13 protein-coding genes are annotated in these 13,229 nt (G+C 70.0%); 2 read left to right on the plus strand and 11 right to left on the minus strand.

All coding sequences use genetic code 11. The annotated features are described in order from the left end of the window. Positions 1-94: 94 nt before the first annotated feature. Positions 95-1,042 carry a hypothetical protein gene (locus ACFY3D_RS06610; RefSeq protein WP_389975768.1) on the minus strand — a complete coding sequence of 316 codons (948 nt, stop codon included), beginning with the start codon at positions 1,040-1,042 and terminating at the stop codon, positions 95-97. A gap of 294 nt (positions 1,043-1,336) precedes the next feature. On the opposite strand from ACFY3D_RS06610, the gene ACFY3D_RS06615 reads away from it, so the two are divergent. Beyond that, positions 1,337-1,915 (plus strand): GtrA family protein, encoded by a 579-nt coding sequence (locus ACFY3D_RS06615; protein ID WP_389975772.1) that lies wholly within the window; start codon positions 1,337-1,339, stop codon positions 1,913-1,915. Positions 1,916-2,029: 114 nt separating this feature from the next. On the opposite strand, the gene ACFY3D_RS06620 is transcribed toward ACFY3D_RS06615, so the two are convergent. From ACFY3D_RS06620 to ACFY3D_RS06660, 9 genes are all read right to left on the minus strand, one after another. Next, positions 2,030-3,307, minus strand: a complete 1,278-nt coding sequence (locus ACFY3D_RS06620; protein WP_389975775.1) for an ATP-binding protein — start codon at positions 3,305-3,307, stop codon at positions 2,030-2,032. A 3-nt stretch (positions 3,308-3,310) separates the two neighbouring features. Then, positions 3,311-3,979 (minus strand): response regulator transcription factor, encoded by a 669-nt coding sequence (locus ACFY3D_RS06625; RefSeq protein WP_012888073.1) that lies wholly within the window; start codon positions 3,977-3,979, stop codon positions 3,311-3,313. 250 nt (positions 3,980-4,229) lie between these two features. Continuing rightward, complete coding sequence (bfr, locus tag ACFY3D_RS06630; protein ID WP_389975778.1) at positions 4,230-4,712, minus strand: bacterioferritin; 483 nt, start codon at positions 4,710-4,712, stop codon at positions 4,230-4,232. Positions 4,713-4,727: 15 nt separating this feature from the next. Then, the gene (locus ACFY3D_RS06635) at positions 4,728-4,949 is read right to left on the minus strand and encodes a (2Fe-2S)-binding protein (protein WP_362502459.1); all 222 of its coding nucleotides are present in this window, start codon (positions 4,947-4,949) and stop codon (positions 4,728-4,730) included. A 280-nt stretch (positions 4,950-5,229) separates the two neighbouring features. Next, entirely contained in the window at positions 5,230-5,847 is a 618-nt protein-coding gene (locus tag ACFY3D_RS06640; protein WP_389774139.1) for an MBL fold metallo-hydrolase, read from the minus strand. Then, a complete protein-coding gene (locus ACFY3D_RS06645; protein WP_350946609.1) occupies positions 5,844-6,929 on the minus strand; it encodes an S-(hydroxymethyl)mycothiol dehydrogenase in 1,086 nt (361 codons plus the stop codon). The genes ACFY3D_RS06640 and ACFY3D_RS06645 overlap by 4 nt, the downstream gene beginning before the upstream one ends. 76 nt (positions 6,930-7,005) lie before the next feature. Further along, positions 7,006-7,965 carry an adenylate/guanylate cyclase domain-containing protein gene (locus tag ACFY3D_RS06650; protein WP_389976590.1) on the minus strand — a complete coding sequence of 320 codons (960 nt, stop codon included), beginning with the start codon at positions 7,963-7,965 and terminating at the stop codon, positions 7,006-7,008. Positions 7,966-8,106: 141 nt separating this feature from the next. Next, positions 8,107-8,622, minus strand: a complete 516-nt coding sequence (locus ACFY3D_RS06655) for a PH domain-containing protein (RefSeq protein WP_362896317.1) — start codon at positions 8,620-8,622, stop codon at positions 8,107-8,109. A 33-nt stretch (positions 8,623-8,655) separates the two neighbouring features. After that, positions 8,656-9,480 carry a biotin--[acetyl-CoA-carboxylase] ligase gene (locus ACFY3D_RS06660; protein ID WP_362896315.1) on the minus strand — a complete coding sequence of 275 codons (825 nt, stop codon included), beginning with the start codon at positions 9,478-9,480 and terminating at the stop codon, positions 8,656-8,658. A 153-nt stretch (positions 9,481-9,633) separates the two neighbouring features. Between ACFY3D_RS06660 and fdhD the strand changes: the two genes are divergently transcribed. Then, positions 9,634-10,545, plus strand: a complete 912-nt coding sequence (gene fdhD / locus ACFY3D_RS06665; protein ID WP_389975781.1) for a formate dehydrogenase accessory sulfurtransferase FdhD — start codon at positions 9,634-9,636, stop codon at positions 10,543-10,545. A gap of 15 nt (positions 10,546-10,560) precedes the next feature. Here fdhD and ACFY3D_RS06670 read toward each other — a convergent pair whose 3' ends face one another. Further along, the gene (locus ACFY3D_RS06670; RefSeq protein ID WP_389975784.1) at positions 10,561-13,197 is read right to left on the minus strand and encodes a phosphoenolpyruvate carboxylase; all 2,637 of its coding nucleotides are present in this window, start codon (positions 13,195-13,197) and stop codon (positions 10,561-10,563) included. Positions 13,198-13,229 lie beyond the last annotated feature (32 nt).

The raw sequence follows: 13,229 nt of genomic DNA on the forward strand, positions 1-13,229 counted from the left end.
GCGGTTAAGTTTACCGTCGTACGATGCGCGGCCAGGCGTCGGGCGGACGGCAGGTGGCCGGCGGACGTTGTGACAGGGGCGTGACGGGGTGAGGTCAGTCCGCCGTGAGGGTGGCGAGGCCGCGGCGCAGGCCGGTGGTGGCGAGTTCGGCACCCTTGCCCATGATCTCGGTGGCGACGAGCACGACCTCGGTCCCGGTCAGCCTGGCGGTTCTGGTCCTGCCGGTGAAACCGCGCAGGTCGGCCTTGCCGTAGAGGGGGCGGGCCAGGGCGGAGCGCCCCTCACGGGCCCTCTGCCGGTGTTCGATCTCCAGGGCGTGGATGACCAGGGCACCGCCGCCGGGCAGCAGCAGCGCGCGCTGGGGGCCGACGAGCAGGCGGACCTCGGTGGTGAGACGGTCGGGCCGCACGCTCTGCGGGCGCCTGACCAGATCACCGAAGAGATCACGGGCCGGGTCGCCCTTGGGGAAGGTCACCCCGCTCACCCCCGCCGGGTCGGTCAGGTAGGCCAGGTAGCGCTGCGGCACAAGGCGGGCCTTCACCCCCACCGACGGGTCGTCGGCGGGCACCGCGCCCTCGGTCGGCTCGCGGATCTCGCCCCTGATCGGGATGGGCCCGGCGCCGAGCCGCCACTCGCCGCCCTCCTGGACGAAGAGGAAGTAGGCCGGGTCGGGCTCTCGGGCCAGGGCGACGAACCAGCGGTCCTCGCCGACGGCGCCCGGCAGGTACAACTCCGCCACGCTGTAGGACTTCCTGGCGGGGGCTGGGCGGCCGTTCCGGGTCGCCTCACAGGCACGACCGCCCAGCGCTCTCTCCGCCCAGGTGGTGAGCCTCTCGACCGTCGCGCAGTCCTTGTCGCGCCAGGCGTCGTCGAGCCTGCTCAGCAGCGCGAGGGCGTCGGTCGCCTCGCCGAGCTCCACCTCGGTGGACGCCTCGCGCGACGGGCCGCCGGCCTCGGGGGTGGTGACCCGCGTCTCGCTCCCCGCACCGCAGGCGGTCGTCATCGACAGGCCCAGGATCAAGGCGAGGAGTCGGCGGCGCAAGGGTGGATCCCCGGGGTAGTGGCCGTCGCGTACGGCAGTCCGTCTGGACCGACCACGGGAGGCGGAGCTGCCGAGGGCTTCCCGTGATCTACCGGGTCAGCGTAACGTCACCGCCCTCATTTATCCCGTGTTATGAGACATTTGTTGAAAAGCCACTTGCTGACGGATATCTACACCGACGAGTCAACCTCGCGCGGATCACGCCTCCTCACCGGTAACCTGACCCGAAGAGTGTTCGAGATCCTCCGAAGCGGCGGATCGGCGGCCGACCCCCGAAAGGACCGTGCAGGAAACGTGGAGTTTCTCCGACACGCCTACCGGCGGCTCGCCGACCTGGCGCGCGAGCTGGCGAAGTTCGGGACGATCGGCGCGATCGCCTTCGTGGTCGACACCGGCGGCACCAACCTGCTCAGGTTCGGTCTCGGCTGGGGACCGCTCACCTCCAAGGTGATCGCCACGATCGTCGCGGCGACCCTGGCCTACCTGGGAAACCGCTACTGGACGTTCAGGCACCGCGAGCAGAGCGGCCTCGCCCGCGAGTACTTCCTGTTCTTCGTCCTCAACGGCATCGGCCTGCTGATCTCGCTGCTGGTGATCGGCTTCGTGACCTACACCCTGGGCCTGCAGGACGTGCTGAGTTACAACATCGCCCTGCTCACCGGTACCGCCCTCGGGACCCTGTTCAGGTTCTGGTCGTACAAGAAGTGGGTCTTCCTGCCGATCTCGCCGCCCGTGGGGCAGGCGGAGCCCGTGCCCGGTACGCCGCCCAACCGGTCGGCGGCGCCGAACAGCCAGGTCAACGGCCACATGTATCTCCTGGGCAAGTCGGCGGAAGAGAACACGCCCCCCACCGGCCCGCGCCAGTCCGGCTGATCCGCGCGTTCCCTCGACCCGGGGTGATCGTCCGCCGCACCGGATCGGACGGCCACGAGATGGCACCCGCGGAAACGAGTCCTGCTTCGATCGGGGCGCGCCGGCCGGCCGCGGTCAGGCGGGCCCGCGGACGACGCGGTTCCTGACGGTCTCGCCCACCTGACGCAGGAAGAGCGCGAACGTCGCGGGACGCGCCTTCACGAGCTCCAGACGTCCGCCGTCCGCCGCGGCCTGTGCCCTGGCGAGGGGCAGGCCGAGCCCGGTGCCGCCGCCCCCGCTCACGTTCCGCTCGAAGACCCGCGGAACCAGGTCGTCGGTGATGCCCCTGCCCTCGTCGGCCACCTCGATCACGACGGACCTCTCCTTGGTGCAGGTGGTCACGGTCACCGTGCCGTCTCCGTGCTTCAGCGAGTTCTCCAGCAGGGTGGAGATCACCTGGCCGATGCCGCCACCGGTGCCCAGCGCCTGGAGCCCGCGCGTACCGGTCAGGCTGAGCCGCCGCCCGGCCCTGCGAAACGCGGGGCCCCACTCGATGAACTGCTGGTCGAGCAGCGTGTCGAGCTCGACGACCTCGGACTGTGCCTGACGCTGCCTTCTGGCGGTGGCCAGCAGCTCGTCGATCACGGCGGTGAGCCGTTCGGCCTGCACGATCGCGGCCTCGCCCTCCTCCTTGACGATGCCCGGCTCGTCGGCGGCGGCGACGATCTCCTCAAGTCTCATGGTCAGGCCGGTGAGCGGGGTGCGCAGCTGGTGGGAGGCGTCGGTGGCGAACTCCCGCTCCCTGGACAGGAGGTCGGAGATGCGGGTCGCGCTGCGATCGAGCACCTCGGCCACCCGATCGAGCTCCTGGATGCCGTAGCGGTGCTTGCTCGGTCTGGCGTCGCCGGAACCGAGCCGCTCAGCGATCATCGCAAGGTCGCTGAGCGGTAAGCTCAGGCGGCGCGACTGCACTATGGCGAGCCCCACCGCGACCGCGAGGGCAGCCGCGGCGAGTCCCAGGATGAGGAACAACCACGCGCGGACCTCGCGCTCCACTTCCGTCTTGTCCCGGCTGACCGCGACGTACACGCCGTTCTCCGACTGCGCGTCCTCGGTCATCTTCTGGTTCTCGGGGGGCTCGGTGCCCACCGTTATCACCTGGGGCGGCGTCCCTTTCGCGTAAATCTGAATGTAGAGATCGGAATACTTGCGCTGCAGCTGGTGCTCGTCGACGGGCTGATCCTGGATCCGGGCGTACTCGACCTCCCCCAGCAGGCTTCTGGCGTGCGAGGAGAGCTCCTGGGTCGCCTCCTCCTCGATGAGCCGGTTGACCGCCACACCGAGGGGGATGCCGAGCAGCAACACCCCGATGAACGCGACGAGGAGGGTTGAGGAGAGCAGGCGGCGACGCATCCCCTACTCGCGCTCGAACCTGAAGCCGACTCCTCGAACGGTCGTGATGTATCGGGGCTTGGCGGCGTCGTCACCGAGTTTCCTGCGGAGCCACGAGATGTGCATGTCCAGGGTCTTGGTCGACCCCCACCAGTTGGTGTCCCACACCTCGCGCATGATCTGCTCGCGAGTGACCACCTTTCCCGCGTCCCGGACCAGGACCCTCAGCAGATCGAACTCCTTGGTGGTCAGATGCAACTCCTTGTCTCCCATCCACGCGCGACGTGAGTCGGCGTCGATGCGCACGCCCTGGACCACGGGCGTCTCGGACGTACCGCGCCGCAGGAGCGCGCGGACGCGCGCCAGCAGCTCGGCGAGGCGGAAAGGCTTGGTGACATAGTCGTCGGCCCCGGCGTCGAGGCCCACCACCGTGTCGACCTCGTCGACACGGGCGGTGAGGATCAGCACGGGAGTCCCGTGGCCCTCGGCGCGAATGCGCCGGGCCACCTCCAGGCCGTCCATCTCGGGCAGGCCCAGATCGAGAACGATCAGGTCTATGCCACCCGACAGAGCCCGCTCCAGAGCCTGCGGGCCATCAGGGCTCACCTCTACTTGATAACCCTCGCGGCGCAGAGCTCGCGCCAGTGGCTCGGAAATCGAGGTGTCATCCTCGGCGAGTAGTACACAGGTCATGTTGCGATCGTAGGACCTTAGAGGATCGTTTCCCGGGTACAGCGCGCGGTTTGACTCGTCGTTGACCTATCCATTGACCTGGGCAAACACTGATAAATCCCGGATAGTCATCCCGCAACGGCCGAGGGCCACGGAGTAGGTCTCCCGCATTGGAAGTGCCTGGAAAGCACAGCGCCCCAAAAGGGTGAGGCGACAAAACAGAACACGCCCACCAGAGGGGATCTGGTGGGCGTGTTCATGCTTTATTACCTCAAGACGCCGAGGGCGGCTCTGCGTAGCGGGCGAGGTAGAGCTGCTCCCCGAGGCTCCCGATGAGACCCAGCTCGGTCTCCAGGTAGTCGATGTGGTGCTCCTCGTCCTCCAGGATCTCCTCGAAGAGCCGGGCCGAGGTGGTGTCGCCCTTCTCGCGCATCAGGACGATGGCGGGCTTCAGCCGGTTGACGACCTCAAGCTCGACGTCCAGGTCGGCGCGGAGCTGCTCGGCGACGGTCTGGCCGATGTGGAGGGTGCCCAGCTTCTGGTAGTTGGGCAGTCCTTCAAGGAAGAGGATGCGGTCGGTGAGCTTCTCCGCGTGGCGCATCTCGTCGATGGACTCTTCGCGGGTGTATTTGGCCAGCCGGGTATACCCCCAGTTCTCCTGCATCTTGGCGTGCAGGAAGTACTGGTTGATCGCGGTCAGCTCCGCGGTCAGCTGCTCGTTGAGCAGTTCGATGATTTTCTTGTCGCCCTGCATGGCGGGCTCCTCGTGCTATGCGGTCGGCATCAAATCTTCAGACCGCTTCAGGATCGCACAGATTTTTCGCACGCAAGAAGCACAGTCGCCGCCGGCGCCCGTGGCATCGCGGATCTGGCGCGCGCTTCTGGCCCCTGCCGAGATGCAGTCGTGCACCTCGTTCTCGGTCACCGCGCGGCAGAGGCATACGTACACGGGAGTGCGACCTTTCTGGAGGCTACCATAGGTTAGGCACACCTAAACTAGCTCATTTGGTAAGCCTTGCCTATGTGAACTAGGGCACACGACCTTAATCTCTCTGTCATCGGTCCGAAGTTCCCACCCGGGCGGCAACCGGTCGACGTGCGAAAAACCTCACGACCTCAGGGCCGCCTGGCGGGCGATCACCGGAAAAGGTCCGCCGGAAACCCGGGAAGGGGACCCGTGGACACGCCACCGGGGCAGGGGAGCGGGAAACGCGAACGCGCCCCGGCGAAGGCCGGGACGCGTGAGCGGATCGAGTGCGGAAAGACGCGGGTCAGTGGCCCCTGGCGAGCCATTCCTCCAGGTGCCCCGCCTCCGCGCCGATGGAGGTGGACTCGCCGTGACCGGTGTGCACGGCCGTCCCCGGCGGCAGGGTGAGCAGCTTCGCCGTGATCGACTCGATGATCGTGTCGAAGGAGGAGAAGGACCTCCCCGTCGCGCCGGGCCCCCCGTTGAACAGGGTGTCGCCGGTGAAGACCGCGCCGATCTCCGCCCCGTACAGGCAGACCGCACCCGGAGCGTGGCCGGGCGTGTGCAGCACGGTCAGCTCGACTCCGCCGGCCGAGAGCACCTGCCCGTCCTTGAGCGGGGTGTACGGCAGGTCGGTGTAGACCATCTCCCACAGCACCTGGTCGGCCGGGTGGAGCAGGATCGGCGCGCCCGTCCGCTCGGCGAGGTCGGCCGCCGCGTCGATGTGGTCGTTGTGCGCGTGGGTGCAGACGATGGCCTTGACCTCGCGGCCACCCACCCTCTCGGCGATCGCGGCGGCGTCGTGGGCGGCGTCGACGATCAGCACCTCGCTCGCCGAGCCGACGATCCAGACGTTGTTGTCGACGTCCCACGTCCCGCCGTCCAGCGAGAACGTTCCCGAGGTGACGACCTTGTCGATCACAGGATCACCACCGAACGCAGGACCTCGCCGCGGTGCATCTTCGCGAAGGCGTCCTCGATGTCTCCGAGACCGATCGTCTCGGAGACGAAGCGGTCGAGGTCGAGCCGCCCCTGGAGGTAGAGGTCGATGAGCATGGGGAAGTCGCGGCTGGGCAGGCAGTCGCCGTACCAGGAGGACTTCAGCGCGCCACCTCGGCCGAAGACGTCGAGCAGCGGCAGCTCCAGCGTCATGTCCGGGGTGGGCACCCCGACCAGGACGACGGTCCCGGCCAGGTCGCGGGCGTAGAAGGCCTGCCGGTACGTCTCCGGGCGGCCGACCGCCTCGATGACCACGTCCGCGCCGTTGCCGCCGGTGAGCTCCTTGACCGTCTCGACCACGTCGGAGGTGCGGGAGTTGACCGTGTGGGTGGCGCCGAACTCCTTGGCCCAGGCGAGTTTGCGGTCGTCCACGTCCACCGCGATGATCTTCGAGGCGCCCGCCAGGGCGGCGCCGAGAACGGCCGCGTCGCCGACGCCGCCGCATCCGATGACCGCCACGCTGTCACCGCGGGTCACGCCGCCGGTGTTGATCGCCGCGCCGATGCCCGCCATCACGCCGCAGCCCAGCAGCCCGGCCACCTGCGCCGGTGCCGCAGGGTCGACCTTGGTGCACTGCCCGGCCGCGACCAGGGTCTTCTCGATGAAGGCGCCGATGCCCAGGGCCGGGCTGAGCGGCGTGCCGTCCTCCAGGGTCATCTTCTGGGTGGCGTTGTGGGTGTTGAAGCAGTACCAGGGACGGCCTCGCAGGCACGCCCGACACTCGCCGCAGACGGCCCGCCAGTTCAGGATCACGAAGTCACCGGGGGCCACCTCGGTGACGCCCTCGCCGACGGCCTCGACCACTCCCGCGGCCTCGTGGCCGAGCAGGAACGGGAACTCGTCGTTGATGCCGCCCTCGCGGTAGTGCAGGTCCGTGTGGCAGACACCACAGGCCTGGACCGTCACCACGGCCTCGCCAGGGCCGGGATCCGGCACGATAACGGTCTCCAGCGAGACGGGCTCGCCCTTGCCACGCGCGACCACGCCTTGCACGGTGTACGGCATGTCCTGCACCTCATCTGTCATGGTTTCGACCTTCACGGGGCCGCTTACCGATTGAACGGACTTGGGCACCCGGCACTCAATGATTACCAGCCCGGCGCACCACGTAGGGCTGCACCACCCCCAGGCCACGGGCCGGCCGCTGGCGGATGCGGCCGATCTCGACACCGGGCGCGCCCTTCAGCGCCTCGGCCAGCCTGTCGTCGACGACGACCGTGCCGGGGCGGGCGATGGCCGTGAGCCTGGCCGCCAGGTTGACCGTCGTACCGAAGACGTCGCCCATGATCGGCAGCACCGGACCGTACGCGAGCCCGATCCGCACCTCGGGCCCGTACCTGCGAATCGCGCCGACCAGGTCCAGGGCGATCACCGCGGCCTTCCTCGGGTCGGCCGCCGTGAAGAACACCTCGTCCCCGAGCGTCTTGACCATCCGTCCCCCGTGCTCGGCGACCACGTCCGAGGCCCGTGACTCGAAACCCTCGACCAGCTCGGCCAGGCCCCGCTCGTCCAGCTCGCGCGAGACCCGGGTGAAGGAGACCAGGTCGGCGAAGCCCACCGCGAGGGTGAGCCTGTCCGGCACGATCTCGTCGGTGATGTCGGCGAGCGTGAGCAGGCGGGTCCCCGCGGCGGCGAGCTGGGCGCGCCAGATGTGGACCAGTATCTGCTCGAAGTCGGGGAGCAGCCTGCGCGAGGTCTCCATGACCGCCGCCAGGTCCCCGTCGGTGGGGCGGCGGCCCGGGTCGAGCATCGCGCCGATCATGATCTCGGCCTGCCACTGCGCGAGCCTCGCCGTCGTCTGGCCGAGCGCCCTCGCCATCCGGATGACGGTCTGGTCGTCCAGCAGGTCGCCCTCCATCATCGCCCGGACCCGCTCCAGCACGGCCACGTCCGCGTCGGTGAAGGCCACGGCGTCGTCCGGAAGCGTGGCGAACCCCAGCGCGCGCCAGATCCGCTCGGTGAGCTCCTGCGGCACCCGGGCGAGGCTCGCCACCTGGATCCGGGTGTAGCGAGGAGACGCGCCGACGAAGAGGCGCTCGATCTGCTCGGCCGTCGGACGTTCGGCGCGGGCCTGCTCGGCCTCCGGATGTCCGGCACGGGCCCGCTCGGCCGCCGGACGTCCGACGGGGACCTCCCTCTCCTCGCCGGCCTCCCCCGGTTCTGGGAGATCACGCCCCACAGGTCACCGTCCGGGTTCCGAGGGCTCCCCGTCGAGCGCGTCGTCGAGCGCGCGGAACAGTTCGGCCCGGACCTCCTGGATGTGGGGGATGTCCCGCAGCGTGATCCGGCCCTGCTCGCTCGCCGACTCGACGACCAGCGTGCCGCAGCCCAGGAGCCTCTCCATGAAGGTCTGGTCGGCGCTGACCGAGTTCACCTTGACCATCGGGATGTCGTCGATGGACTTGTTCAGCACCCCGGTGCTGATGGTGAACCGGTGCGAGGTGAGGATGTAGACGGCGTTCTTCCAGCGCAGGTACGGAATGAACGACCACACCGTCAGCAGGCCGACGGCGATCACCGCCACCGCGACGCTCGCGTAGAGCCGATATTCGAAGTCGGGCATGAAGTAAAGGGCGGCGCCGGATCCCACGCTGATCAGGATCAGCATGAGGAACGGGCCGGTGAGTCGCTTCCAGTGAGGGTGGAACGACGTGATCCGTCGCTCCCCCTCCGTCATGTGGTGATCGGGTAGACCCATGGGGCAAATCGTGACACGTGCGCATGCTCTGCGTCACGAGGTGTGAGGCCGAACATGCACGACGTCACCCGCGCTGAGCGTGTGCTCCTCCCCCTTGGAGCTGACGAGCAGGTGCCCGGCGCGGTCGACGCCGGTGGCGGTGCCGGTCAGCACCCGCTCGCCCGGCAGCTCCACCCTCACCTCCCGCCCGACCGTGGCGCTGACCGCGAGATAGGCGGCCCGCAGGCCGCACGCCTCGACGTCGCCGTCCGCCTCCGACCACTCGCGGTAGTGGGTCTCGATCTCCCGCAGCACCGCGCGCAGGATCGGGTCGCGGTCGACGCAGACGGCCTTCTCGACGGCGAGGGAGGTCGCGGTCTCCACCGGCAGTTCCTCCGGGCGCACGCTCACGTTGAGGCCGACCCCCACGATCACCGCGCTGTCGATCCGCTCGGCGAGCACCCCGGCGAGCTTGCGTTCGCCGATCAGCAGGTCGTTGGGCCACTTGAGCCGTACGTCGACCTCCGCGACCTTCCGGACGGCCGACGCGACCGCCAGGCCGACGAGCAGGGGCAGCCACCCCTGGGTGGACATGGGCGGGTCGGGCCGCAGGAGCACCGAGAACGTCAGGCCGGAACGCGGCGGAGCGCTCCAGACGCGGCCGAGCCTGCCGCGCCCGGCGAACTGGGACTCGGCGACGACGACGGCTCCCTGCCGCGCGCCGTCGCGGACGGCGTGCGCGAGGTCGGCGTTGGTCGATCCGGTCCTGTCGACCACGGTGATGCCGGACCAGAGGCCCCCGGGACGGACCAGGGCGCGGGTGAGCGCCGCCTGGGAGAGCGGCGGGCGGTCAAGATCGGTGAAGGGCGAGTCGAGCACTTAGCCATCTTGCCTCCACTAACGACCCCCTGTTACCGAATTAATCCAATGACCAGGGAATACTGTTACCGAAGTCTGGGTCGGCGGGCAAGGGCAGGCCTTTGACCGGGTCGGGAAACCGTGCGGAAGGTCGCGAAAAGAGATGATGAACGCATGAGCAAACATCTCGGCGCACGGAACGCCACCGGCACGAGGGACGATCCGGGCTTCGAGGTGGTGGAGGCGGCGCGGAGACCGGGGCCCACCACCAGGGCGCGGGTCGGGCAGATGCGGGCGGGGACTCTTCACGAGCGCCGGGACGACCTCGCCACCGAGGAGCCGATGGAGATCCGCATCCAGGCGGGCGAGGAGCGTCGCACGGTCGCGATCACCATGCGCACCCCCGGGCACGACTTCGAGCTGGCGGCCGGATTCCTGTACGGCGAGGGGGTCGCGGCACCGGCGGACGTCGCGTCCATCGCCTACTGCACCGACGAGGACGTGCCGCAGGAGGCGCGCTACAACACGGTGACCGTACGGCTGCGCGGTCGCGTGCTGCCCGACCTGCCCTCGCTCGACCGGCACTTCGTGACGTCGAGCGCGTGCGGCGTCTGCGGCACCGCCGGCCTCGACGCCCTGCGCGGCCGCTGCTCGCCGCTGCCCGACCAGGAGGACCTGCTCGTCTCCCCCGAGGTCCTGTACGACCTCCCCGACCGGCTGAGGAGCGCCCAGGGGGTCTTCGGCAAGACCGGAGGGCTGCACGCGGCCGGCCTGTTCACCCCCGGCGGTGAGCTGCTCGCGGTCCGCGAGGACGTGGGGCGGCACAACGCGCTGGACAAGCTGGTCGGCTGGGCCATGATGGGCGGGAGGCTGCCGCTGGGCGGGCACGTGCTCATGGTGAGCGGGCGGACCAGCTACGAGATCATGCAGAAGGCCCTCACCGCGGGCCTGCCGGTCGTCTGCGCGGTCTCCGCGCCATCCTCCCTCGCCGTCGACCTGGCGAGGGAGTTCGGGATGACCCTGGTCGGCTTCCTGCGCGAGGAACGCTTCAACGTCTACGCGGGGGCCCACCGCATCGGCCGTTGAGCCGTCCGCCCGCGCTCAGCCGGTGTTCTGCAGGCCGGCGGCGACGCCGTTGACCGACAGGAGCAGCAGCGTGGACAGGCGCTCGCGCTCGTCCTCCGACAGCCCCTCGTCCGCGCGAAGCGTGGACAGGGCGCGCAACTGCAGGTGGGAGAGCGCGTCCACGTACGGGTCGCGGAGCTGCACCGCGCGGGACAGCACCTTGCGGTCCTCCAGCAGGCGGGTGTGGCCGGTGATCTCCAGGACCAGGCGGCGCGTCAGGTCGTACTCGGTCAGGACCTGCTCGACGAAGTCGTCCCTCGCGCCGAGCGCGAGGTAGCGGGCGGCGATGTCACGGTCGGTCTTGGCGAGCGACATCTCCACGTTGTCCAGCAGCGAGGCGAACAGCGGCCACTCGCGGTAGGCGGCGCGCAGCTCGTCCAGGCCCGCCTCGGAGATCACCGCCTCCAGGCCGCTGCCCAGGCCGTACCAGCCCGGCAGGTTGACCCGGGTCTGTGCCCAGGCGAACACCCACGGGATGGCCCGCAGGTCGTCCAGGGACCGGGGCGCGCCGAGACCGCGCCGGGCCGGGCGGGAACCCAGGCGCAGCGAGCCGATCTCCTCCAGCGGGCTGACCAGGGAGAACCACTCGGGAAAGCCGGGCGCCTCGGTCAGCAGCCGGTACGCCTTCTCCGAGGCGGAGGCGACCCGTTCGGCCACACCGCGGAAGCGCCCCGCCGCCTCGGCCGTCCGGGCCTCGATGGACGGGGTGGAGGCGAGCAGCACCGCCGAGGTGACCTGCTCCATGTGGCGGCGGGCGATGGCGTCGTGGCCGTAGCGGGCGAAGATGACCTCGCCCTGCTCGGTGACCTTGAACCTGCCGCCGACCGACCCTGGGGCCTGCGCGAGCACGGCCCTGTTGGCCGGGCCGCCGCCTCGGCCCAGGGCGCCGCCCCGGCCGTGGAACAGCGTGAGCGGCACGTCGTGCTCGGCCGACCAGGTGGCGAGCGCCTCCTGGGCCTCGTAGAGCTTCAGGGTCGCGGCGGCCGGGCCGAGTTCCTTGGCGGAGTCGGAGTAGCCGAGCATGACCTCCAGGCGCCGCTCCTCGGCGAGCCTGGCCTGTACGGCCGGGATCTGGAGCATCCCCGACAGGACGGCCGGGGCGGCGGCCAGGTCGGCGCCCGACTCGAACAGCGGGACGACGTCGAGCCTGGGTGCCCGGTCGCCCATCGCGTGCGCGGCCAGCGCGTGGACGGCGGCGATGTCGTCGGCCGAGCGGGTGAAGGAGACGACGTAGCGGCGGCAGGCGGTCACCCCGAACCGCTCCTGGATCCAGGCGATCGTGCGGATCGTGGCCAGGACCTCCTCGGTCCGCTCGGAGGTGCGCCCGGCGGCGATGTCCTCCAGTGCGGCGGCGTGGACCTGCGAGTGCTGGCGGACCTCCAGCTCGGCCAGGTGGAAGCCGAACGTCTCCACCTGCCAGATGAGGTGCTGCAGCTCTCCGTACGCCTGCCGGTTCGCCCCGGCCTCGACCAGCGAGTCCTGGGCCGTGCGCAGGTCGGCGAGCAGCTGCTCGGGCGAGCGGTAGGCCAGGTCGAGGCCGCGCTGGCGGGTGGCCGCGATGCGGGCGGCGACGAACATCAGCCACTGCCGGTGCGGCTCCCTCGGGGAGCGGGTCGCCATCTCCGAGACCACGTCGGGGTGGTCGTTCACAGCGCTCGACAGCGCGGCCCTCAGCCCCGCCGAGGCGGGGGTGTAGTCGGCGGTGAGGGTGAGCGAGCGGCCGATCCTGAGCGTGGCGTTCTCCAGGGCGATCAGCACGTGCTCGGCCTGGATGAGCACCGCGTCCCTGGTCACCTTGGAGGTGACGTTCGGGTTGCCGTCGCGGTCGCCGCCGATCCAGCTGCCGTACCTGATGAAGGCGCGGGCCCGGGGCTTGGCGGTGCCGCCTCCGCCGCCGAGCGCGGCGTCCAGGGCGCGGTAGACCTGCGGGACCACCCGGAAGAGGGTCTCGTCGAAGGCCGCCATCGCGGTGCGCACCTCGTCCAGCGGGTCGAGCTTGGTGGACCTGAGCTGGGCGGTACGCCACAGCAGGTCGATCTCCTCCAGCAGCCGCCGCCGGGTCTCCGCCCGCTCGGCCGCGCCCCTGTCCGAGCTGTTGTAGGCGGTGAGCTGGCCGCTGATGCGCTGGATCGCGGTGACCACGGCGCGCCTGCGGGCCTCGGTGGGGTGCGCGGTCAGCACGGGGTGCAGGCGCAGTCCCTCGACGAGCTCGGCGACCTTGCCGTCGCCGAGCTCCTGCACGGCCTGTGCCAGGGACTCGGGCAGCGGCTCCTCGCCGGTGTCGCGAACCCTGAGCGTGCGGATCCTGAAGTGTTCCTCGGCGAGGTTCGCCAGGTGGAAGTAACAGGTGAACGCGCGGGCGATCTGCACCGCGCGGTCGATCGGCCACTCGGCCACCATCGCGGTGATCTCGTCGACCGACACCTGCTTTCTGCGGGCCCCGATGACGGCCTTGCGTAGCCGTTCGACATCGGCGAGCAGGTCATCGCCGCCATGCTCGGCGATGACCTGCCCCAGGAGCTCGCCGAGCAGTCGCACGTCCGCGCGCAGCTCGTCGGGCATCTCGGTGACAGCGGAGGAACGCTCTGCCTGATGGGACACGGTGGCGGGCATGCTCGCCAGCGTACCGAGTCCGTTTTGTCGAA

The organism is Streptosporangium sp. NPDC000509 (assembly GCF_042898365.1).
In the GTDB taxonomy this organism is placed as follows: domain Bacteria; phylum Actinomycetota; class Actinomycetes; order Streptosporangiales; family Streptosporangiaceae; genus Streptosporangium.